Annotated in this window: 13 protein-coding genes; 2 read left to right on the forward strand and 11 right to left on the reverse strand. The window is 37.1% G+C overall.

Going from position 1 to position 25040, the window contains the following annotated elements; genetic code table 11:
• Positions 1-249: 249 nt before the first annotated feature.
• On the reverse strand, positions 250-1719 hold the full coding sequence (locus AC3WSK_RS22755) for an MDR family MFS transporter (protein WP_079563744.1): 1470 nt from the start codon (positions 1717-1719) through the stop codon (positions 250-252).
• Between the two features lie 145 nt (positions 1720-1864).
• Between AC3WSK_RS22755 and AC3WSK_RS22760 the strand changes: the two genes are divergently transcribed.
• Positions 1865-2440 carry a TetR/AcrR family transcriptional regulator gene (locus AC3WSK_RS22760; RefSeq protein ID WP_079563745.1) on the forward strand — a complete coding sequence of 192 codons (576 nt, stop codon included), beginning with the start codon at positions 1865-1867 and terminating at the stop codon, positions 2438-2440.
• Positions 2441-2840: 400 nt separating this feature from the next.
• On the opposite strand, the gene AC3WSK_RS22765 is transcribed toward AC3WSK_RS22760, so the two are convergent.
• The 9 genes from AC3WSK_RS22765 to AC3WSK_RS22805 all read right to left on the reverse strand — a co-directional run bounded on the left by AC3WSK_RS22765 (position 2841) and on the right by AC3WSK_RS22805 (position 19029).
• The gene (locus AC3WSK_RS22765; RefSeq protein WP_492414620.1) at positions 2841-5765 is read right to left on the reverse strand and encodes a hypothetical protein; all 2925 of its coding nucleotides are present in this window, start codon (positions 5763-5765) and stop codon (positions 2841-2843) included.
• A 641-nt stretch (positions 5766-6406) separates the two neighbouring features.
• Positions 6407-7003, reverse strand: a complete 597-nt coding sequence (locus AC3WSK_RS22770) for a hypothetical protein (RefSeq protein WP_492414621.1) — start codon at positions 7001-7003, stop codon at positions 6407-6409.
• Positions 7004-7356: 353 nt separating this feature from the next.
• Complete coding sequence (locus AC3WSK_RS22775) at positions 7357-9348, reverse strand: hypothetical protein (RefSeq protein WP_492414622.1); 1992 nt, start codon at positions 9346-9348, stop codon at positions 7357-7359.
• A gap of 395 nt (positions 9349-9743) precedes the next feature.
• Complete coding sequence (locus AC3WSK_RS22780) at positions 9744-10760, reverse strand: WxLIP family cell surface protein (RefSeq protein ID WP_492414623.1); 1017 nt, start codon at positions 10758-10760, stop codon at positions 9744-9746.
• 251 nt (positions 10761-11011) lie between these two features.
• Positions 11012-11818, reverse strand: a complete 807-nt coding sequence (locus AC3WSK_RS22785; RefSeq protein WP_427484828.1) for a WxL domain-containing protein — start codon at positions 11816-11818, stop codon at positions 11012-11014.
• 25 nt (positions 11819-11843) lie between these two features.
• Positions 11844-12650, reverse strand: a complete 807-nt coding sequence (locus AC3WSK_RS22790; RefSeq protein ID WP_492414624.1) for a WxL domain-containing protein — start codon at positions 12648-12650, stop codon at positions 11844-11846.
• A 1488-nt stretch (positions 12651-14138) separates the two neighbouring features.
• Positions 14139-15008 (reverse strand): GNAT family N-acetyltransferase, encoded by an 870-nt coding sequence (locus AC3WSK_RS22795; protein WP_240518377.1) that lies wholly within the window; start codon positions 15006-15008, stop codon positions 14139-14141.
• 467 nt (positions 15009-15475) lie between these two features.
• Positions 15476-17308 (reverse strand): ABC transporter ATP-binding protein, encoded by a 1833-nt coding sequence (locus AC3WSK_RS22800; protein ID WP_079563752.1) that lies wholly within the window; start codon positions 17306-17308, stop codon positions 15476-15478.
• Positions 17308-19029 carry an ABC transporter ATP-binding protein gene (locus tag AC3WSK_RS22805; RefSeq protein ID WP_492414625.1) on the reverse strand — a complete coding sequence of 574 codons (1722 nt, stop codon included), beginning with the start codon at positions 19027-19029 and terminating at the stop codon, positions 17308-17310. The genes AC3WSK_RS22800 and AC3WSK_RS22805 overlap by 1 nt, the downstream gene beginning before the upstream one ends.
• An 859-nt stretch (positions 19030-19888) precedes the next feature.
• On the opposite strand from AC3WSK_RS22805, the gene AC3WSK_RS22810 reads away from it, so the two are divergent.
• Positions 19889-21910, forward strand: a complete 2022-nt coding sequence (locus AC3WSK_RS22810; protein WP_079563754.1) for an EAL domain-containing protein — start codon at positions 19889-19891, stop codon at positions 21908-21910.
• Positions 21911-22187: 277 nt separating this feature from the next.
• On the opposite strand, the gene AC3WSK_RS22815 is transcribed toward AC3WSK_RS22810, so the two are convergent.
• The coding region (locus tag AC3WSK_RS22815; protein WP_492414626.1) for a leucine-rich repeat protein at positions 22188-25040 on the reverse strand (2853 nt) is incomplete at its 5' end.

The raw sequence follows: 25040 nt of genomic DNA on the forward strand, positions 1-25040 counted from the left end.
TTATTTCGAAATAAATAGATACCCATTAATTGGATACCCTTTTTTGTGCGTTATAAACTAGTAAAATCAATTTCTACTTGTTTTAGAGCATTTATTGACAATAGGATTTACCTGATTTCCCTACATAAATCCCCGTTAAATAGAAAAAGAGATGTATCAGATTAACGATACATCCCCTCTTTCAATACGGCCTACATTTTCACAAATTTTGGTCACGGACCTGTTTGATTAGTAGCTCATACAAATCTTTTAATTTTCTAAAATCTGAGTGGCTTTTACTTTCTTTTTCTGTCCTTTTAAGAAAAATGATACTACGAGGGCAACAATTATAAAGACTAACCCAAGCGTAAATGCACCCTGGAAACCGGTTGTTAAACCATTTACCTTTTCAACTGGGTCCATTGGATTTGCCGAGCTTTCCATATATTTAGTTGTGCCGGTCGTCATTTTAGATATAAATATAGCCGTTCCTATTGCACCAGCTACTTGCGATAACGTATTAAAGATCGCTGTACCGTGTGGATAAAACTCTGGTGTCAATTGATTTAATCCATATGTTTGTACTGTCATGACAAACATGAGGCCAACCATTAATAGGCTGTGCATCAAAATAATTTGCGTTAATGTTGTTTCTGGGTTAATGCCACTGAACAACCAAATCGCAAAGGCTACTAACCCAATACCTGGGATGATAATAATCTTTGGACTTAATTTATCAAATAGCATACCTGCAACCGGTCCCATGATGCCGCTAATAATACTTCCTGGTAGCATGATGAGCCCTGATTTAAAGGCTGTCACAAGTAACACCATTTGTAAAAACATCGGTAATAATGTCATCGTTGAGAACATGGACATCATAACGATGAATATTAACCCAACTGATAAAGTAAACATTGGAAATTTAAAGGCGCGTAGTTCTAAAATTGGATGATCTATTTTTAATTGACGGACAACAAAAATGACTAACGCTATAACCCCAATCATTAAAGTGACATAAACTTTCGGATCTGACCATCCTAAATCTCCTGAAGAACTAAAGCTATACACAAAACCACCGAAACCTAATGTTGATAAAAGAATCGATACATAATCCACTTTTGGTCGTGTTATCTCAGAGACATTTTGAAGATACTTCATTCCAATTAAAGTCGAAATGATGGCTATCGGTATAACAAGGTAGAATAACCAGCGCCAGCCAAGAGAATCAACGATGATTCCCGATAATGTCGGGCCAATTGCTGGAGCAGACATCATAACAAGTGCCATTAAGCCCATTGTGGCACCACGTTTTTCAGGTGGACAAATTATTAAAATTGTATTCATTAGTAATGGCGAAATTAATCCAGTGGCGATTGCTTGGACAATACGGCCGATTAATAAAATAGCAAACGTCGGTGCACCCCCGGCAATCAATGTACCGACTAAAAATGTAATCATGGCGGTTAAGAACATTTGTCTTGTTGTGAACCATTGTTGAAGTAATGCTGTAATCGGTACTAAAACGCCCACAACTAACATGTAGGCTGTAGAAAGCCATTGAATGGTTGGAGCTGTTACATCAAACTCTCTCATTAGTACAGTTAAAGCATTACCAAGTAATGTTTCGTTTAAAAGCGCGACCATTGCACCTAACATTAATGCGATGATTATTGGCTTATGTCTAATAGTAGAATGATCAACTTTGCTACTTGTAGAACTCGTAGTCGTCATATTCATTTACTAACTTTCCTCCTGTCGTCTTGACTATTAATACATGTGTATACAAAAGTTCACACGTAATATAATATACATTTGTAGAATAAATAGGCAGAATCAATTTTCAACAGTTGTATAAATAAACTACAGAATAGGAGAAGTGTAGATGAAAAGTAATGAGAGGCAGCTAGATTTACGTATTAGACGTACACATAAATTATTGTGGGAAGCGTTATTTGAATTAATGACCCAACCAAAACAAAAATATAGTGCCATTACTATTAATCAAATTTGTGATCGCGCAATGGTACACCGTACAACATTTTATCAACATTTTGAGGATAAAAATGCATTATTGGAATTTGGTCTTAAACAAACTCTAGAAGAAGCATTGACCATACCACTTTTAGATCGATTAACGAAGCCATTTCAAGCAACAGAACAATTCTTACGTCATAAAGAGATTGGTAAAATAATAGAGTCGCAAATGGATGATGAACAATTTATTAACTTTATGGCTTATCAAGCTCGTGAAATGAAGAAACAAGAAAATGAAGAATTACAACGCATTTGTAAAAATCATACGATACCATCTGAGTTGATTATTGAATTCCACTCAGGTGTCCTTACAACGTTAAGTGCATGGTGGTTACAAAATAGAAAAGAAGTTTCAGCAAAAGAAATGGATCAATACTTTCACGCAATGATCAATCAAGATATTTTTCAATTTGAAAAGGAATAAATCGTTAGTAAGGAATGATAACACATCACTCCTCATCCCCCATTGGCCATTCCGATATTTTTATTAGTTTTAACATTATTTATAATCGTGCTAATAATACTAGCTGTAAGAAACCCAAATAAAAGGAAAAATAATTACTGCAAGGACTGTCAAAATTCATTGATTAAAGCTTCTAGGACGCCATGAGGTTAGTTGTTTTTGTTTCGTTTTTCAAATCCCACCCTATTAAATTCCATCAACACATATCCTTCAAGTATTTTCACAAATCAATTACGTTCCATTGTCTCCACCAGTTCATCCTAAAACACAAAAACATGGGACTGTTAAAAGTACAATCCCATGCTTTTGAATTATTTAATTTTCTTTTTGATATAGCTTAAATTATCAAAATATGACTGGTTTATTCTTCATTTATAGGTACATTCTGCAGTACCCACTTTATCGATCCTGTATAAGCATCAGCCCTCGCGGTTCCTGCTGCTACTTCTAAATAAAGTCCGTCCCCGTCTGGTTGCCATGTTTCAGAAATATTGACTACTTCACGGTTTTCTGTTTTCTTTTTATAAATTTGTACGGAAGCATCCTCAGTAAGAATCGAAATATTTCCATCATAGCTGTAACGCAAGCTATCTAATTTAGAGCCTGTCGTACTCCCTGTTAACGGCGTATCTAATTTTGCTGTCATTGTCCAAGACGGGTTGCTCGTCAGTGGACGATTATCTTTTACTGCTAAAGGCGTGTCAGGATTGATGGGATGATACGTTTTATTTTTAGGTGAAATCGCCAGTTTTTTGCCAAAGTCAATCACTTGAGGCGCAGAAACGAATTCCAATACGCCAATGCTACCAATAATGGTGATTCTCACTTCATTTGATGTCTTATTGACTTCATCGCCAGTACTGTATTTCCCTGATACTGTTGCTTGACCTACAATAAACTCTCCTTCTGCCGCATCGTCTTTTACTTCAGCTTTAAACGTAACGTTTACTTTCTTAGAGCGTGGCGTACCAGCATCTAGTTTTGCTTCAATCACTTTTGTAGAAGCATTATAGGTGGCCGTGCCAATTTTTTGACCATTTTCATCGATTACGTTAAGGTCTGTTGGTGGTTTTAAATGTGTATCATATGTTTGTGTAATCGTAACTTGTCCATATGTGCCTTTATCTTTCGCGATATAACCGGAATCTACTAAAATCTCATAGTTTAATGTTTCATTCGGTGCGATTTCTGTAGGCACTTGACCATCTTTACCAAAAACTCTTTCTGTAATGGTTAATGTTGGGCGGATTTTCATCGATTCAAAATTAGACAGGTTGGAATCATCATCCACCGCATATACCATAATCTCGTGATCTAGCCCCTTTTCTACCTGCTTAATTGGAACTGTGTACTCCCACGGAACATCAGTATTTAGATTCGAATTTTTAAATTCTCCGATTTGATGATAACTACTGCCACTAATTATATAAAATAGACTGACATACTCACTATCTGGATCTTTCCATGTCCCTGTCATACGATAACCATTATCTGTATATTCACCATCTTTGTCTAATTGAATCACTGGCGGACCTTTCTCTGGTGCAACACCCGATCCGTCAGTTACCGCAAGCTCTAGATTTACTTCTCTAACATCGCCAGGCTTTTGATTTATATGATCCCACCTTACTGCCCATCCTGGATCAGGTTTAAGATCGTACATAGCATCCTTACCAGGATCATACACAGGTCTGTTTGAAGAACTCAATGTCTGAAAATACATATGGAATGGTTTGTTACTCGGGCTTCTTTGAATTGTACTAAATGCCGTTGGATGATTCGTATAACCATCACGGAAGAAAGTAAGACGATAGTTGTCACCGTCTCCCATGTTCTCCTCATTAAAGTAGAATCCCTCATGATTCCCTAGAGAATATAGCTTAGTATTCTCATGCCGCATGCCAACATCCATATGCACTGAATAAGCAAGAGTTGTAAGGGGATACGTATCGCTTTTTTTCAAATATTTCATACTAACATTAATACGCCCTTCTGTACCTCTCACCGGACTCATTTTAATTTTTACATAGCCATCTACGTCCATACCATTCATTACAACTGTATAGCCAATCAATTCATGTGTCTTTTCATTTTTATATAGTTTTAAAAGTGGCATGGCTCCAGATTGAAACGTTGCTATATGGCTTTTAGTACTTGCGTGAGCAATCACAAGTCCATTACCATTAGGGTGTTTACTAGCTATCCCATTTCCAAAATAATATGATACGATACCATTTGGTAAAGTTGGATTTTGGGCTAGAGCTGTCGCTACTGAAAAATTTTGTGCTTGTACATAATAAGTATTTCCTATACTGTTAAGTGCTTGATCCATGGCAGGCAATGGACGTGACCAGTCATCATCATAATCACGATAAGTTTCACCTACCAATGAGTTCACCGGCCGCTTATTGTTAAGATCCCCAAAGTACATGTAATAAGTTCTGCCGTTTTTCTCACCTGATGGAAATTCAAGCCCCGTATTTGTAAATACTTGTGTAAATTCATCTAATTCATTCTTAGAATCATCCAAAGCTGAAAAATCAATATCGCGGATTTTAGTAGACCATATTCTTGGTCTTTTACAATTAGGTGCCAGCTTTTCTTTGCTGTTAAACTTTGGCTGTTCCTCATCTTCAGTTACTAGTTTTTCTTCGCTGTCTAACCCTAGCGGTTCTTCACTTTCAGTTACTAGGCCTTCTCCACTGTAAAACTCTTCCGTACATTCAATTTCTAAATTTTCTTCACTTTCAGGCTCTTCTTGTTCCTCACAATCTATTTCTGGATTGTCTTCACTGCCAAACTCTAGCTGCTCCTCTCCTTCAATTGCCAGATTTTCCTTACTTTCAGACTCTGGCTGGCTCTCACATGCATTTGCTAGATTTTCTTCACTCTCGGATTCTTCCTGTTCCTCTCCTTCAGTTGTTAGATCTTTCCCACTTTCAGACTCTGGCTGTTTCTCCTCTTCAGTTGTTAGATCTGCCTCACTTTCAGACTCTGGCTGTTCCTCTTCTTCAGTTGTTAGATCTGCCTCACTTTCAGGCTCTGGCTGTTTCTCTTCTTCAGTTGCTAGATCTGCCTCACTTTCAGACTCTGGCTGTTTCTCTTCTTCAGTTGCTGAATTCCCCTCACATTGAGTTGCTAGATTTTCTTCGCTGTCAGACTCTAGCTGTTCCTCACATTCGGTTCCCCGCTCCGTCGAATTAGCGACAGGCATTTCCGCTACTGATACAGTCAGCCCTGAAAAGATTAAGATAAAGGTCATCACCCAAACCACTGTTTTCTTCACTTTCGCACCTTCCTTTTTTTTCTTTTTTATATCTATTTTTGCTTTTCTTCTTTTACAGTTACCAACTGTAACGCATTTTACAAAATAATAAAAATCAATCTTTGTTAATTTCTCGGAATAATTTGATAATGAGGGTTTTGAAACAAAGAGTTCAAAATTACCATTTTATGTAAATGGTTTTCAACAAGTATTATTGAAAACTATTTGAATCTTGTAATGATATGACCCCGGAATTAGTGAAGGTATCACTTCTGTATTACTTGCAACAGCCCTATTACCAAGGATGATTTCTCGACTATTTATCCAAAATAATTCCATCCAAAAAGGGGTTTTTTCATCCGCGCTGATTGATGTTATTAAGGGGGAATCCTTCTGGTGAAGATGCAAATCAATCTTTGTTCACTTTTGAGCATATTTTGAAAAAAGCTTCTTATTCATTTGCCTAGTCACCCTTTAAAACAAAAAACATGGGATTGTCACTATCACCAATCCCATGTTTTTGAATTTTTTAGTTGATAGCACATAAGCACTTGTCCGGAATGTCTGTTGAGTAAAGAACTGTCATTTTTCGCATCGCTTATGACCTCTGTTCAGTATAGAGTTGCTCTCTCTCGACAAAGCCTAGCTTAAATCAAAGAGATTTATTCATTCAGCGGTACATCGTGAAGTGCCCACGTTATCGATCCTGTATAAACATCAGCCCTCGCGGTTCCTGCTGGTACCTCTAAATAAAGCCCGTCCCCTTCTGGTTGCCATTTTTCAGAAATATTGACTACTTCTCTGTTTTTTGTTTTCTCTTTATAAATTTGTACAGAAGCATCCTCAGTAAGGTTTGAAACATTTTCACCATAGCGGTAACGGAATCCTTTTAATGTGGAATCCTTATAGTCCTTCCCTGTTAGCGGCTCCTTTATTTTTGCTGTCATTGTCCACGAAGGGTTTCTCGACAGTGGACGATTATCTTTTACTGTTAAAGGCGTATCAACTTTGATTGGACGATACGTTTTAGTTCTTGGCGAAATTGTCAGTTTTTCACCGAAGTCGATTATTTCAGGTGCAGAATTAAATTTCAACACACCAATAATAGAAACTTTCACTTCATTTGATGTTTGATTGACTGTATCACCCGTACTATAATTCCCAGCTACTGTCGCTTGAGCTATAACATAGGCTCCTTCTGCCGCTTCTTCTTTTACTTTAGCCTTATAAGTGACTTTTAATTTCGTAGAACGCGGCAAGTTAGTACCGGGCGTTATTACAATCTTATTTTCGGAAGCGTTGTATGTGTATGTTGCTTCATCGATTTCTTTATCATTTTGATCGGTTATTTTAAGGTCTGTTGGTGGTTCTATATGTGGATCATATTTTTGTGTAATCGCAACTTGACCATATGTGCCTTTATCTCCCGAGATATAGCCAGAATTTACCGAGATATTATAGCTTAACGTTTCACCCGGCGCGATATCTACTGGCTCTTTGCCACCTTTATCAAATACTTGTTCTGTTATGGCTAATGTTGGGCGGAGTTTTATCGTTTCAATATTAGATAGCCTAGCATATTCATCTTTTGCATATATAGTAATATCGTGATCTAACCCTTCAACAATTGGAATCGTGAATTCCCATGAAACATCTTTACCTGGATTCTATTTTTGAAATCTTTGATTTTTACGGGCAAACCACCGTCTATCGTATAATAAAGACTAATATTCTCACTGTCCGGAGCTCTCCATGTTACCCCAGTGCGATAACCATCATCTGTGTATTCGCCATCATTATTCAATTGAACCTCTGGCAAAACATCCATTTTTTCTGTTACCGCTATCTCAAGATTCACTTCTCTAACTTCGTTTTGCCCTTGAGGTTGCGCCTCCCACCTTAGTGCCCAACCTGGGTGAGTTGTAAAGTTATAAATTTTACCCTTACCAGGATCATCAGTACCTGCCGAATTCAATTTAGGATAAAGGGCCGAGCTAAATGGGTTATTTATCGGTTCATTAGTTCCCTTTAATTCAGCTGGATGATTTGCATAACCATCACGGAAAAAATAAAGAATGTAATATCTGTAATCACGCATATACTCTTTAAAATAGTGCCCTTTATCACTTCCTAACGAATAGAAATACATCTTACTATTATTATGATTCCCAGCTATATCCATATGGACAGATAAAGCCAAGTTTGTATACTCATATTCATTGCTTATTTTCAAATATTTCATGCTTACATTAATACGCCCTTTAGCACTCACAGGACGCATTTTAATTCTTACATAGCCATCTAAGTAGTCACCATTAATGACAGCTGCATAAGCAATTAATTCTTGTTTCGTTTCATTTTTATATAGCTTTAAAAGGGGCATATCTTGAGATTGAAAGCTCGGAATATCGTCTTCTTTATTTCCGTGAGCAATCACTAGACCACTCCCTTTTGGAAGATCCTTAGCCCGCCCATGGTCAAAAAAGTACGTCACGACACCGTCTGCAGACTGCTTTTCGATCCCAAGAGTTACCATCACTTGGTAAACTTGTGCGTTTATATATTTTTTTCCGCTTACTAAACTTTCAAGTGTTGTTTCCTTACTAGGTAATGGACGAGTCCAATCGTCTCTATAAAAACCATCATAAGAACTCTCTCTTTCCAACGATGCTTCACTCCGACCATTATAAACGTCTCCGAAATACATGTAATGCTTTCTCCTGTTCTCGCCTTTTACCTGGAATTCAACCCCCCTGTTTTTTGTCATTTCTGTAAATTCATTTAGTTCACCTTTATAATCATCCAATTTCGAAAAATCAATATCGCCAATTTTACCAACATCTTTTATTGGAATTCCTGCACTACGAGGAGTAGCCATTAGACATTTAGGTGCTGTTCTTTCTTCACTGTCTAACGCTAGATCTTCCTCACCTTCAATTAGCGGTTCTTCTTCACTATTAGGTTCTAACTGTTCTTCGCCTTCCGTTCCTACTTCTTCTTCACTGTTAGACCCTGGCTGTGCCTCTTCTTCAGTTACTAGTTCTTCTTCAATGTAAAAATTTTTTTCGCATTCGATGTCCAAATTTTCTTCAGGCTCTTCCTCTTCCTCACAGTAAATTGCTGGATTTTCTTCACTGTCAGACTCTAGCTGCTTCTTAGCCTCTGTTGCCAGATTTTCTTCACTTTCAGACTCTGATTCCCTCTCACATGCATTTGCTAGATTTTCTTCACTCTCGGATTCTTCTTGTTCCTCTCCTTCAGTTGTTAGATCTTTCCCACTTTCAGACTCTGGCTGTTTCTCCTCTTCAGTTGTTAGATCTGCCTCACTTTCAGACTCTGGCTGTTCCTCTTCTTCAGTTGTTAGATCTGCCTCACTTTCAGGCTCTGGCTGTTTCTCTTCTTCAGTTGCTGAATTCCCCTCACTCTCAGGCTCTAACTGTTCTTCACATTGAGTTGGTAGATTTTCTTCGCTGTCAGTCTCTAGTTGTTCCTCACATTCGATTTCCGACTCTGTAGGATCAATAATAGACATTTCCGCCACTGATACATTCAGTTCAGAGAAGACTAGAAGGATGACCAACATCGAAATTATTATTTTCCTCATTTTTCCTTCACCTACTTTTTTTACGTTTCAGGTAGTTTCGTTCCATCGTTCACCATAATGCTACGAGAAATAATAAGTAAAACAATGAAGTTAATTACATACTGATAACTTTGCGTACCTTCTCATTTCGTCAAATTAACGTTTTCTTTTTAATTTTTAACAAGTGATTCATCTGATTTTTTATTGATTCACTTGTTAAAAAACCAATCGCAATAAAACATTTTCTATAAGTCATCAGCGTCAAGCGATAATCGCCTTTATCCTGCATCTTAGAAACTTAAATTGGTGTGTAATTTTCCAAAACGAAAGGAGCAAAGTAAAATGATAGAAAACAGGAGATAATCATAAGCTACTTCCAGTACAAAGGCGTATTTTTTCAATTAATTATTCATTTTTTATTGTTTTTTCTGTTTTTTCCTACTATAAAATATAAATATCAGTAATCCTACTACTATCAAAGTTAGCAACCCTACCATATAAGCTAGATAATTCGGGCCTTCAATCGATACATCTGTTGCATTGAATTGCTGTGCTTCTTCTCCTTTAATGGTAAAGTCCTTTTCGAATTCCCAAGACTCTTTGCTAGACTTCGCCTTTAAATGTAACGTATATTCTCCAGTTTTGAATTTTTCCCCATTCAATTCAATTGGATAATCAAAGTTGGAATTCGGCGCCACTTGCATGTCTTGATTTTTCGATTCATAAAGCACTTCTGTTTGACCTTTTTTCGTCACTTCTGCATCGACTTCAAAACGGTTTAAATACGTTGCCGTTGGATTTTGAAGCGTAGCATTAATGACATTGCGTGCATTCAATTGTCCTGCTTTCACATCATGTAGTTTTAAATCTTGTGTCACTTGTTCAATCGTTTCTTGTAAAGTAATTCCTACTACATAAGCATATTTATTCTCAATACTTAAGCCTTTATTGGCTTCCTCCGTATTTGTTGACGATGCCTCCTTCTCTTCTATCGTAATACCACCCGCTAAAATGCCATCAAATTCCTCTTCAGGCATCTTTACATGTAAAAATAAATCTTTACTCCCTTTAGCTGGAATCGTAATCTCTTTTTCTGTTGTAATTAAATCCCCTAACTCATACCGCAATGTAGGATCCGGTTCAGCGTTTGTAGGGCCATACTCTACAACACCATTAAGGTTTGTTGTAGCTGAATGGATTTTAGGCTCAATGATGACATCCTCTCCCGTATCATTTTTTAATTGAATCGTTAATGTCTGCTCTTGATTCGGCTTCATCATTAAATTGAAATAAGATTTTTGTTTATCAATTTGGTTATCCGGAATAACGGTATATACACCAAAGTTAAATTCAGATGCTAAAGCAAATGGTGTAAACGATACTAGACTTACAATTAATAGTCCAATTAAGGTCCATAAAGTATTTTTTCTCATAATCTGTACCATCCTTACATTAAAGAGTCTTTCTAAAAAATCTTCTAAGTTATTAATGTTGGTAAAAAACCCGCTATACTTTCCTCTAGCAATGGAGCAACAGGTGTCACGAAGACGTGGCACTCCTGTTGCTTTATTGCCGATAGAATTAGTATGATTTAATGCGGGTTTTCACCCTGTATATCAACATATTGACTGAAATGATAGGTTCCTATTTTTGTTTTTATGATAGTCCCCCATCATGATTATGGTTATTCTCCTGTTCCTTCTCCTACATCTTGTCCAGGTGCTTCTGTTAACGTCCAAGTTAATGTTGTAGAATATTGTTTGGCATATTTTGTAGATGAACCTGGGACTTCAAGTTGAATACTCTTTGCCGCTGTATTGTTATCACCAAATGCTAAAACGAACGTACCAGCACCTGCTCCTTTTACAGCAGTCATAACAGTTTCAGCAACAGGATTTCCATCTGTATCAAATTTCAAATCAAATGAGTCAGGACTTGTCGCGTGTGTTGATTGAGCAGCTGAATTCACCCCAACATTACTAAAAATAATTTTAGCCCCCTGTAGTTCTTCCTTTTCCGCAGTTTCGAATTGACCACTTTGCTTCACTTGCAGAATCCAACCTGCTTGTGTCCCACGACTATCAGTAACTTGGACATAGTTCGGACCTTCAGCAGGGGTACGGTTGCCAAATTTTTGTGGATTTACATCGTATCTTTTAGTGAAAGAAGAAATTTCCGGATCACCAAAGCTTAAGCTAGAAGCATAGTCAATACTTAATGGACCATTTGTTCCTCCCTCTGGTGTACTACCATCTGGATTTTCTGGTTCTGGGTTAATTTCGTTACCTGGGTCAGTTGGATCTACCGGTGGTGTTACGGAACCTTCGCCTCCAGATGGTTTAAATTTGATAGTTGTAGTAGATGTATATGCGCCGCCATGTCCTTTGTTTTCTTCACCTTCTGCAAACGCAGTTGCACTTCCTCCTAATACGAAACCTGTTAACATTGTTGCTGCAACGCCTAGCGCTTTTAAATTAGTATTAATTTTCATTTTTTATCATCCTTTATTATTTTTATTATTTGTCAATTGGAACATCCGATAATTTCCATGTTAATTTTGTCCTGTATTGCACAGCATCCTTTGCCGTACCCCCTGGAATAGTAAGGGTAATCGCTTTGTTTTTTTGAACTTTATTACCTTTGCCATCCGTCATTTCTTCTACTGTCCCCCAAAGATTCACCCAAAGGCCAGCCCCTTCAGTTGGTTTTGCTGACATGACAAGTGACTCGGCTCCCTGTGGTTCTAATTTAATTTCTTTAGCTGTTGGCGGTGTCACTTGTGTTTTACCTGAGACAATTGGATTTTTAAATTCGATTACCGCGCCTTCTAATGTTTTATTTTGTGTGGTAGCATCCTCATTAGAAAACTGCCCTTCTTGTTTAACGGTTAATGTCCATCCGGCATTTTTTCCGCGATTATCTGAGATTTGGGCATAGTTTGGTACATATTTACTTTCCCCACCAATACGTAACTCCTGTGCATTCGCATAGTAAGTAACCTTACCGCTCTTGATTTCATTAACACCAAAATCGAGACTTGATACAAAATCAATACCTAGTGGACCGCCAGTTCCTGGCCCTGGACCCGATGGATCTGTCGGATCTACTGGATCTACTGGCTTCTCTGGATCTGGATCAGTTGGATCTACCGGACCTGTTGAACCTGAATTCTCAACAAATTTCACTATTCCATTTGTTTGATACGTTTTTGCTCCTTTTTCTTTTTCTTCCTCTGTTCCATTTGCTAAAGCAAATAATGGCGAAATGGCCATACTACTTAATACCGTAGCGATCGCTGCAACTTGCATTGTCTTTTTCTTCAATGGTTAAATCTCCTTTCATCTTGTATTTTTTTATATTTACGTACCAGTTCAAATGCTAATACGGTAAATAACACTACTAAAATTTTTCATTTCTACATAAGGTTCTTCCACCGTTTTGTGGAGTACTTACAAATAAGCAATAATACAATTTCTTTATTTTATGTAATAAAATTACAATCATTAAGCAGAAAAAGACTTTTCGAGGTTCAACCATCCTCTCACTTCATTTGTTTTGCATTTTATTTATACTTACGATCGAATAAAATCCGATACGGTAATTGACTCTCTTTAAATTATGATTTTTCATAACTCTCATCTGTAAGCTTTCTCTATGCATTTAAATTATTGGTATCCCTTATTTCGCAAAAACCTAACTTCCTCTTAATTTGATAATTTTGTGATTTAGAATTATAGATGAAAAAGAAATACTAAGAAACTTTCTCTACTTTTCACACTAAACCTACGCCTTATCCTGAACTCCTTTAAACATCTTTTTTCTTTTTTTATGTTTGTTTTTACTTTTTCAATCTTTTACAGTTACCTACTGTAACGCATTTTGCAAGAAAATAAAAATCAACTTTTGTTGCTTTTCCGGAAAAACTTGATAACGGGGAATTTGGAATCTTAAAAACATCATTTCCATTACCCAAATACAAGTTTGTTTACTTTTTACACTTAACTTATACCTCTAATTGACTTTCTTTAAACATATTTTTTCTTTTATTACGTTTGTTTTTTTCTTCCATTTTTACAGTTGCCAACTGTAACGCATTTTTCAATATAATAAAGATCAACTTTCGTTGCTTTTCCAAAAAAATTTTGATAATAAGAAATCTGGAATCTTAGTAACATCATTTCTATTACTACAAACACAAGATTTGTTTACTTTTACACGTAGCCTATACCTCTAGTTGACTCTCTTTAAACATATTTTTTCTTTTTTATGTTTAATTTTCCTTTCCACCTTTTACAGTTACCCGCTGTAGCGCATTTTTCAATATAATATAAATCAATTTTGTTGCTTTCCCAAAAAAACTTGATAATAAGGAAGTCGGAATCAATGAGTTAAAACTTAAAGGTTATTTTCGGAATAGCGTGAAAATAACTGCGTTATTTGGACCTCGTGTAATGACATGGCCTCAGGTTCACAAATAGCCATTATTCAACTTTATTTATAAAATTATCCCATTTATAAAACGAATAAAGGAATTCTTTTATCTTTAATGCTCTGACTCATTCAGCGTATATCCTTCCTTGAAAAGATGCAAATCAACTTTTGTTGATTTTTGAACATATTTTGATAAACTGATTACTTGCCATCATTATAAGTATTCTTTTCACCCTTATATCCCAGATTCGAATGATGTTTCCTTTGAAAGAAAGACTTATCTATCCTTTTATGTAGTTCGGTCTATCTCATTTGGAGACTCCGTGGACACAAAAAAAAGTGAGAAGCGATGCATAAAGCATACTCCTCACTCTTTATATTTACTGTTTTACAAAATAGTCTATTTGCTGAGCCTTCATAAAACCGGCCCTCTCATAAACTGAAAGTGCCTTTCGATTGTCGATTTCTACATCGAGCATGACGAATTTCACGCCAATTTTGCTCGCATAATCTTTGGAAAATGAAAGCATTGCCGTACCAATCCCTTGCCCCTCGCAAGTTGGATGAACTGCTAACGCCGTGACCCATTGAATTTCATTTTCTTGGGCAGTCGTCACGGTTCCAACAACTTTTCCGTCTTTACGTGCTACCCATAGTTTTCTTCCAGTCGTTGACGTATTAAAAGCGATTAGCTCCTCAGACTCTTCAGGTAGATCTCCAAACGCTGCACTATAAATAGCAATCAGCTCTGCCTGTTCATCTGTATAAGGATTAATTTCGATATCATTCTTTAATTCTACTGCCTCTGCTTTTGTTTCTAAAGTGGCTTCTGAAAAGCTATATGCAAAGCCCATCTTTTCAATAAATGTGTGTCCGAAAGGCGCCCCATCGATCAATACCGCCAATTGACCTTCTGCTCCACGCTCTTCGAGGCCTGCCTGTAAAACTTCTACTAAAGCAGTTCCAATTCCTTTTTGACGGTACGTAGGTGTTACAACTAAAGACCATTCATATGTATGCAGCCCCATTAGATCGATTGCACTAGCCGCACCCACTAAGACATCTTTGTCATCTTCGTAAGCAAGTACCATAAAGCCCTTCGATTCAAAGGAACTCGCCATAGGCAAACCCATAGCTGTTTCATAAACACGATAGTCATGTGTAGTCGCTTCTTCACACAATAATTTTAATTCATTTAATGTTTCCCCATCTAACGGAAAAGACACTGTCATCACTGAAATATTCATCATTTACTCCGTTCCTGTATCAAACTATTGCCCTATTGTAGCAAGAAAGAAAATAAGCTGGCAACAAATAATGTTTGACACTTCTAATTATTAACAATTCTTTTCAAATTTAGTGAAATTAAAAAGTTACTATGATTATTGACGGTTATAATGACTGAAAGTTACTATAATCACGTGTGCACTTATACACGCCCCATTTATCTGAAAGTCCGATTTCCACTGCGAATGGATGTCTAGTCGCTCCCTTACCTAAGTAAAATATCATTAATAAATCCTCTATCGTTCAATAATAAAACTCTATTTTTCATTTTATTATTATCCATAATTATACTATTTTTATAGATGAATTACAGTTAAAATTTGAATTGATATACTATACCCCAACTAAAAAAGAGCAACCCAAAAAATTTCGGAATTACTCTTTCTTATGCTTAAGGAATGAGATTTATACCTACATCGTTTCGTTCACCCTACTCATCAAGATGATGGGATGAAGATTGTAGCATTTGCGCATAAATGCCACCGGATTCCATTAACGCTTGTTGAGAGCCCGCTTCTACTAACTCACCTTTGTGCAGAACAAGCACCATATCGGCATTATGCACAGTATTCAAACGGTGAGCAATAACAAAGCTTGTGCGTCCCTGCATTAACAGATCAAGAGCTTCTTGAATCGCAAGCTCCGTAACGGTATCAATACTACTTGTCGCCTCATCCAATAATAAAACTTTCGGGTCGGCAATCAATGCTCGTGCAATGGACAATAACTGTTTTTGGCCTTGCGAAATGCCACTGCCATCTGCGACAAGTACTGTGTCATAGCCATCCTTTAGCGACTTGATAAAGTCATGTGCATTTGCACGCTTTGCCGCTTCCTCTATCTCCTCATCACTAGCATCTAATCGACCATAACGAATATTTTCACGTACAGTTGCTTCAAATAAAAACGGATCCTGCAACACAAAGGCCATTTGTGAGCGCAATGCCTGTCGTTCGATTTGCTGAACATTGACACCATCAAATAAAACCTCACCTTTGGATACTTCATAAAATCTTGCAATTAGCTGCAAAATCGTTGTTTTGCCTGCTCCAGTTGCGCCCACAAGAGCTACCGTTTGCCCAGGCTCCACGTTAAAATGAATGTCCTTTAATGTGTAAGCTTCTTCTTTTTGCTCATATTTAAAGTACACATGTTGAAAACTTACCTGTCCTTCTAGTTTATGCTTTTGCGCTGAAGCTGCTTCCTCTTCAGGCTGTTCATCCAGTAGTGCAAATACACGCTCAGCACCAGCAATTGCTGACAGCACGGTATTAAATTGATTGGCCAAATCATTTAACGGTCGTGTAAATTGCCTTGCGTATTCTGTAAAAATAACAATGACGCCGATGGATACATGCCCATAAAGAGCAAGTACACCGCCAATACCAGCTACAATTGTAAAGCTCATATTGTTTAAAAAGTTCATGACCTTTGGAATATAGCCAGAGTATGTCTGTGCCCAAAAGCCCGTTCTTTTTAATCGTATACTTTTTTCGCGAAACTCCTCTTTCATTCGTTCTTCTTGCGAGAAAGCTTTCACAATTCTCTGGCCCGAAATCGTTTCTTCAATCATGCCATTTAGAGCTCCTATGGCTGCTTGCTGTTCCTTAAATAATGGTGCAGTTCTCCGTGTAATCCAACGCATCGCCCAAAACATAATCGGTATAATCGTCATTGTTAATACCGTTAGTAAAGGGCTTAAACTTAGCATGATGATGACTGTTCCCGTCAGTGTTAATACACTCGAAAACACTTGAATAAAGGAGCTATTTAATGTGGAGCTAACAGCTTCAATATCATTCGTCATCCGACTCATTATTTCTCCATGCTGACGACGATCAAAAAAAGCAATCGGCAGTCTTTGGAAATGCTCAAATACACTCGTTCGTAATCTATAAATGGTTTGCTGGGCAATACCAATCATCCAATAGTTTTGTAAAAATAACGATACGGCTAATAAAGCATATATGCCGATTAACAGCATAATCCCCTTCTCTAATCCTGCCAGCTCCCCGTGCGTTACGTACATGTCAATCATTTTACCAATTACATATGGCCCAAGAAGAGCCAACACGGAACTCACCAAAACAAGTAACAGTACGGTCAGTAGTAGTACACGTTGTTCATCAACTATTTTCCATAAACGTAGCAGTGTACTTTTCCAATTTGTCGCACGAGGTCCCTTCTTTTTCTTAACCGTTTGCTTCACATCATCCTTCGTCAAAATCGGCTCATAGCCAAAAGGTTTTTGGAAAAATCCCATTATTCCTCCACCTCCTGTTGGGAGATTGCGATTTTTTTATAGAGCGCTGACGTTTGCAGAAGCTCTTCATGCGTCCCATATGCGACTACTTTTCCGGCATCGATGAGTAAAATACGATGTGCGCCTTTCGCTGTGCGAATTTTTTGAGTGACGACTAACATTGTTGCTTGTTCTTCACTCAACGCCTCCCATAATGCCTGCTCCGTTTTCACATCAAGCGCACTCGTACTATCATCAAGCATCAATATATGTCCTTTTCTTAATAACGCTCTTGCAATCGACAATCTTTGTTTTTGACCACCCGAAAGATTGACACCCTTCTGACCGACTCTTGTTTCGTAACCATTTGGGAAATCTTCCACAGAAGCATGGATTTGTGCTTGCATGGTAGCGTGTAACACTGCATCCATGTCAGCCTCTGCATCGCCCCAACGAACATTATCAGCAATGCTTCCTGTAAATAATAAAGACTGTTGCGGAACATAGCCGATCGTTTCGCGCAGCTCTTGTAAATCCCATTGCTGCACATCTTTCCCCTCTACTACGATTTTACCTTCTGTCACATCGTAGAAACGTGGGATAAGCTGTAATAGCGTTGATTTCCCTGCACCTGTTACCCCCATAATGGCCAGCTTTTCACCCGATTTCACTCGGAAGCTTACATCGGAAAGTACAGGCGTGTCTCCCCCAGGATACGTAAAGCTTACATGCTCAAAAGCTAATTCTCCGAAGTTTAAATCATTCGATGTTTTCTCTGAAAATGATGGTAGTTCAATCTCATTTTCAGTCGAAAGGACTTCTGCCATTCGCTCTGCTGAAGCCTTTGCACGCGCATAAAAAATAATAATAAAGGCAAACATCGAAAACGCGCCTGTCATACGCATTGCATAATTGACAATGGCCGCTACATCTCCAAGTGGTGTTGTACCGGACCCTATTTGTTTTGTCCCAAACCACAGCACTGCAAGTAGACTCATATTCATAATGAATAACAATACAGGCATAATATATTCCATTGTGCGTAGAGCTTTTACTGTATCTATTTTTAAGCGTGAGGCCACTTCATCAAAACGCGAGGCTTCATAGGCACCTCGTAAATAAGCTTTCACCAATCGAATAGCCTGTAAATTTTCCTGTAGTACTCGATTCAAACGATCGACTCTCTTTTGCACACGTCCAAAATAAGACACACCTTTTGCCACCATAACAATAAGAAAAATAAAAATAATCGGTGCGCCAATAACTAAAAACAGCGCTAGTTTAGCGTTTACAACAAAAGCCATAATGATGCTACCAATAACAGCAAGTGGTGCACGAAGCATAATACGCAAACTCATAAATAGCACAGTCTGAACTTGCGTTACATCATTCGTTAATCTTGTAATAAGAGACGCCGTTGAGAATTTTTGATAAGTAGCTAATGTAAAGGATTGTATTTTTTCAAACAACGCATTACGTAAATCATAAGAGAAACTCTGTGCTGTATGTGATGAAAAATATGAATTAACGACACCAGCTATAAAAGCTACGAAAGATAAGGTCAGTAACACCATTCCCCATTGCCAAATCATCCCTTGATTTTGAGCACGTACTCCATCATCTATAATTTTCGCCATAATCAGTGGCTGCGCGAGCTCCACAAACAATTCCAACAGCATTAAACTAAATGCGATTAATGCTGTCCATTTATAAGGCTTTACATAGGAAAAAACTTCTTTCATATTCTTCCCCCTCGTTCTTTATAAAGGCGTTCCATAAATTTAACTATAACAAGGAACCCCATACTGTATTTTTTACTTTTCCTTCACCTATAGAAAGCCATGTTGCACAAGCAAGTTAACGATGGACTAAACACAATAACTGCAATCACCATCGCTGTTAGCCGGTGCAATAATAGATAGGATGCGTATTAACTAAAGCATATTAAAGCGGTCATAAAGCATGTAACCTTAAAATCTATGAAAACGAGCCACAAGTTATATAAGCTTCCCCAACTGATAACAAGTAGAAGCGCCCTGAATACAATGTGTAGTAGGAAAACCGCTACTCCCCATAATAAGACTTTGCTACTAACCCTGAAAGCATCAAATGAAGCATTCGTTAGTAGGAGAAAAAAACCTATTCGTGTATCCATAATCCCTATTACTTGATATTTTGGTAACCCTTTCTTTAAACTAAAAGAGACATAAGCAATATAAGTACCAAAAATTGTAACGAGATAACGAATACAGCAATACTTCAGTTGGTTGCTGGCAAATGACGAAATACCTTTTTTAGTAAAATATCAATATGTAAATAATATAATACCTGCAACCGATAAAACATTAAAAAGGTCCATCGCTACCTATAACATGAACCAGAGCTAATAAATACCATTTCTTTTAAATGTCACATATACTACTCACTTCCTATATATATACTAAAAAATGTTATTTTTCTTCAAATCTTTCCATGTTTTTCGTTAAAAAAGTCCTTATATTTTTTATTATCAAATATTTACAATCATATTCATAATGACTAATTCCTGATAATTAACTATAATAATAGTATATATAGATTACTCAAGGAGATCGAATAATCATGAGTCATATGCATAAATTATTTACCATTGATGAACATTATTTAAATTCACTTCCTTTTCCTGCAATTGTCATGAATCAAGATGGACAAGTTATACATTTGGGAAAGCTTGCTGAACAGCTATTTGGTTTTTCAGCTACTACTATTAAAGAACATACCGCTTCATTCATTCACGAAAATTTACTACGTCAGCTTTCATTAGAAAAATTTCAAACCATTTTACAAAATGATGACAGTACGTATATCAATCAAATCCAACTGAAAACGTATACAAACGAAGAAATTAACTCAGCGCTGCTAGCTAAACCATTTACTGAACAAGGAGAGCGTTTCATCCTTATGATGTTTATGCTACCAGAATTAATGATTAATTCTGTCTCAAACTGCGGTACTCTCGCAAAATTAAAACAAGGTTTAGACTCAACATTTATGACCGTAGCACTAGATCATGATGGGTTCATTTTAGAATGTAATGCTGAATTTCTAAAAACGAGTCAGTGGACACCAAAACGTGTGATTGGTAAAACGTTCTGGCAGCTATTCCCTGATAATAAAGAAAGTGAAAAGATTACAACTACCATTTGGCGTAATTTAAACAATGGCCAAACGTGGCAAGGCGAAATCGAAAAAGTTACAAAAACAGGTCAATCTTATTGGGTACTACTCACGGCTATCCCAACATTTGATATCGAAATAAATGAGCAACAATTTTTATTGATTGAAAAGGATATCACGAAGTCTAAGTCCATACAGCATCAGCTTGAGAAAATCGCTTATATCGATACAGAAACAGGTCTTATGAATGCACATCGTCTCGAAAAAGTGATTTCCAACATGATTGAGGATGAAAGACACTTCTCTTTCGTCTATTTAAGTATTGATAAATTTTATACATTAAAAGAATTACATGATCAGCAAATTGACCAAAGTCTTATTGTAGAGTTTACAAATCGTATAAAAATGTACTTCCAAGATAGCACGATGGCACGTATTAACGAAAATGATTTTGTCGTAATTACACCATTAAGTGAATGGTTTATTCAAGGCTTCCTGTCTTACTTACAACAACATCCAATTTATAACAGTAATGTAGCTGTCCCTATTTCTATTAGCGGCGGAATTACACGTTATCCAGAGGATCAAACTACATTCTCCCAACTAATGAAGGCATCTATTGCTACTATTACAACTGTCCGTGAGGCCGGTGGCGATAAAATCGTCTCCCTATCCAAAGCAACACATAAAGCATTAAATCGTAAAGCTTTAATTGAAAAACGTTTACTTCAGGCTCTTGACCAAAAAAATCTAAAAGTCCTTTATCAGCCGCAAATTGATGTTACTTCAGGTAAAATCACAGCTGTAGAAGCACTAGTTCGTTGGGAAGATGAAGTAATAGGCGTTGTCTCACCAGATGAGCTCATTCCAATTGCGGAGGAAACGGGTCTTATTAATAATATCGGTTCCTTTATGATAGAAAAAGCTTGTGAACAGGCTCTCATCTGGAAAAAAGCTGGTCTAAATTTAAAAGTATCTATTAACTCTTCTGTACGCGAATTCCGTGATAAAAACATGGCGCAGTCCATTCTTGAAACATTAGCGAAAACGGGCTGTCCCGCAAATCTTATTCAAATCGAAATTACAGAGAAGTTTGCTCTTGAAGCAGAGGCTGCTACCTCTATTACAAAGCAAATGCGTAAGCTTGAAAATGAGGGAGTCTCCTTTATACTAGATGATTTCGGTACCGGATATGGCTCATTCAGATATATGCAAATTCTACCGATAGATACATTGAAAATCGATAAAACATTTACAAGTTCTCTATTAAAATCTGAGAAAACCCAAAAGCTTATGAACGGTATGGTACAACTCGGAAAATCTATGGAACTTAAAGTTGTCGCTGAAGGTGTCGAAACGGCTGAACAAGCAGATCTTTTAATGGCTTATGGCTGTGATGCGATTCAAGGTTACTATATTAGTAAGCCAATTCATGCTGAGGAAATTGAAGCATTACTTGTTAAATAGTTAATTTTAAAAAGGAGGTTACGTTTAAAAATGTAGCCTCCTTTTTGTTGTTGAGAAACTATTATGTTATGAAGGTAAATAACTCTTTGACAAAGTGAAGGGTTGATTTCCGTTCCGACTGAGCGCTTTCCTGGGGGCGTTTGATGAGCCGCTTCGCTTGCGCTCCAAGGTAACTTATAAACATGACATACTTTTTAAAAATACCTCTCCTAATATTTGGGGCTTTTCAGAAAAAGAGATGTATCAAATTATGATACATCTCCCTTTATGGTAAGACTTATAAACCAAGTGCCCGATACATAATCGCTGTAAATTGTGCTCGAGTTAAGTTGTCATTTGGTCTGAAATTACCGTTTTCATCACCTAGTGCAATGTTATGATCCGCTAGAGCGGCAATATATTCACTCGCCCAGTGTGATGAGTCGACATCCTTGAATGTACTATTGCCTTCTGGCGTTAAGCCAAATGCAATCACGATCACTTTCGCCATTTCAGCACGTGTTATAGAAGCGTTTGGTCGGAATGCTCCATTTGAACCGTCCACGATACCCGCTCTTTGTAGTCGTGTAATTTGTTCATAATTTACATGACTTTTAGGGACATCTAAAAAGGATACAGCGTCTCGAATTGATGCTGGTTGTAATGCACGATCAATCATAAGCACCACATGTTGACGTTGAATTATATCATTCGGTCGAAAAGTGCCATCTGGGTAACCTATAATAATGCATCGCTTGGCAACTTCTTTAATCATATCCTGCGCCCAGTTATGATCAATATCCTTGAAAGTAATGTCACAGCGCTTACTATCCTTCATCCATCGCGCATATAACGTTAGATTTTTTGATACGACATCTTTTGCAAAATCCCATGCCTTTGTGAATTTTTCATCTTTATACCAGCCGATAAATAGATAGCCCTCCTTCGTTGGATTAGAGGGAGCTTTCACTAAAGCTTTATACGCTACTGTTTGGGATAGAATTTTACTGCCTCCGTTTGAATCAAAAGTAACAATATAATCAACTTCTGACACATCATCCTTTTTCCACTTCGCATACAAAGTTATGTCTGCCGTTACTTTATCTTTCGTAAAGTCCCATGTATTTTTAAGTTCCGCATCCTTATGCCAGCCAATAAATTCATAACCGTCTTTCACTGGAGTAGTTGGGACTTTCAGGAGGTCGTTATAGCCTACTGTTTGGGATGGTACTTTATTTCCACCATTAGAGTCAAAAATGGCTTGATAGTTGGATGAACCTCCGCCAGAGCCACCTGAGCCCCCACCCGAAGTGTTATTCTTTGTCCATTTCGCATATAAAGTAACGTTTTTTGTCACGACGTCTTTTGCAAAATCCCATGGTATTGTCAATTCTTTATCTTTATGCCAGCCGCCAAATGTATAGCCTTTCTTATTAGGAGCGCTTGGTGCTTTCACTAATTCGTTATATTCCACTACTTGAGATGAGACTGTGCTTCCGCCATTCGTATCAAACGTAACGATATAGCTTACTTTCGACCATTTAGCGTATAACGTAATATCTTTTTTCACTACATTTTGATCGAAATTCCATACTTCTGTTAGATCTTCATCTTTATGCCAACCTTCAAATGTGTAGCCTTCTTTTACTGGAGTGGTAGGAGCTTCTGTTAATTCTCCATACACTACCGGTTGAGTTGGTACTTCGCTTCCTCCATTGGTATCAAACTTGACAAACATCCTCCACTTAGCATAAATAGTCATTGGTTTAGTGACAGAGTAATTCCACTTTCTCGTAGAATCTTTATCTTCAAACCACCCGAGGAAATATTTCTCACCCTCCTTATACGGAGCAAAAGGATACTCCTCTTTATCCCATTGGAAATTATGATCTCCATTAAAGTTTACAACCTCTAATGGATTAGAACGAAATGCTCTCTTTCCTATTGTTGTCACGCTTGACGGGATATCTACGTTTGTTAATTGATTCTTTATAAATGCATAGTCTCCTATTGATGTCACGTTTGATGGGATTTTTACACTTGTTAATTTATTATCATAAAATGAAAATTCTTCTATCTTTGTTACATTTGGTGGGATTACTACACTTTCTAAATGATTGAACATAAATGCATAAGATCCTATTCTTGTCACACTTGGTGGGATATATATACTTTTTAATTTATTATTATAAAACGCAGCTTTTCCTATCATTGTCACGTTTTCGTGGATGGCTACATTTTCTAATTCATTACCACTAAACGTCTCATCTGCTATTGTTGTCACATTTGGTGGGATGGTTACATTTGTTAATTCATTAGCAGCAAATGCGCTCTCTTCTATTGTTGTTACGTTTTCATGGATGGCTATACTTTCTAATTTATTCCAAGAAAATACATCCTTTTCTATCGTTGTCACATTTGGGGGGATATTTACACTCGTTAATTGATTAAACATAAATGCTCTAGATCCTATCATTGTCACGCTTGATGGAATTTCTATACTTTCTAATTTATTTTCATAAAATGCACCCTCTCTTATCGTTGACACGTTTGGGGAAATTTCTACTCTTTTTAATAGATTAAAAGCAAATACTCCCTTTTCTATCGTAGTCACACTTGAGGGGATTTCTACACTTTCTAATTTATTTATCTTAAATGCTTGCTCTCCTATCGTTGTCACATTTGGGGGGATATTCACACTTTTTAATTCATTGTGATAAAACGCCATCTCTCCTATCGTTGTCACACTTGAGGGGATTTCTACATTTGTTAATAGATTAGAAGCAAATACAGAGTTTCCTATCATTGTCATGCTTGAGGGGATTTCCACTCTTTTTAATAGATTAGAAGCAAATGCTGAATCTCCTATCGTTGTCACATTTGAGGGGATTTCCACTCTTTTCAATAAATTAGAAGCAAATGCTGAATCTCCTATCGTTGTCACGCTTGATGGAATTGTTACACTTGTGATGTATTTTTTATAAAATGCTTTGTTTCCTATTTCTACAACTGATTCACCATTGATTTCATCGGGAATGACAACATCCTTTTTTTCACCGTAATATTCTTCAATAGCAACACCATTACCACGATCTACAATACCAAAATCATCGGCAATTTTGGGTACATTAGTCATCCCTTCATCGTTCAA

This window comes from Lysinibacillus sp. EB271-A1-10B (genome assembly GCF_058791335.1).

Excerpts from the sequence above, each read along its gene's own strand:
- AC3WSK_RS22755 (WP_079563744.1), bottom strand. The coding sequence starts at position 1,719 with ATGAATATGACGACTACGAGTTCTACAAGTAGCAAAGTTGATCATTCT.
- AC3WSK_RS22760 (WP_079563745.1), top strand. The coding sequence starts at position 1,865 with ATGAAAAGTAATGAGAGGCAGCTAGATTTACGTATTAGACGTACACAT.
- AC3WSK_RS22775 (WP_492414622.1), bottom strand. The coding sequence starts at position 9,348 with ATGAGGAAAATAATAATTTCGATGTTGGTCATCCTTCTAGTCTTCTCT.
- AC3WSK_RS22780 (WP_492414623.1), bottom strand. The coding sequence starts at position 10,760 with ATGAGAAAAAATACTTTATGGACCTTAATTGGACTATTAATTGTAAGT.
- AC3WSK_RS22785 (WP_427484828.1), bottom strand. The coding sequence starts at position 11,818 with ATGAAAATTAATACTAATTTAAAAGCGCTAGGCGTTGCAGCAACAATG.
- AC3WSK_RS22795 (WP_240518377.1), bottom strand. The coding sequence starts at position 15,008 with ATGATGAATATTTCAGTGATGACAGTGTCTTTTCCGTTAGATGGGGAA.
- AC3WSK_RS22800 (WP_079563752.1), bottom strand. The coding sequence starts at position 17,308 with ATGGGATTTTTCCAAAAACCTTTTGGCTATGAGCCGATTTTGACGAAG.
- AC3WSK_RS22805 (WP_492414625.1), bottom strand. The coding sequence starts at position 19,029 with ATGAAAGAAGTTTTTTCCTATGTAAAGCCTTATAAATGGACAGCATTA.
- AC3WSK_RS22810 (WP_079563754.1), top strand. The coding sequence starts at position 19,889 with ATGAGTCATATGCATAAATTATTTACCATTGATGAACATTATTTAAAT.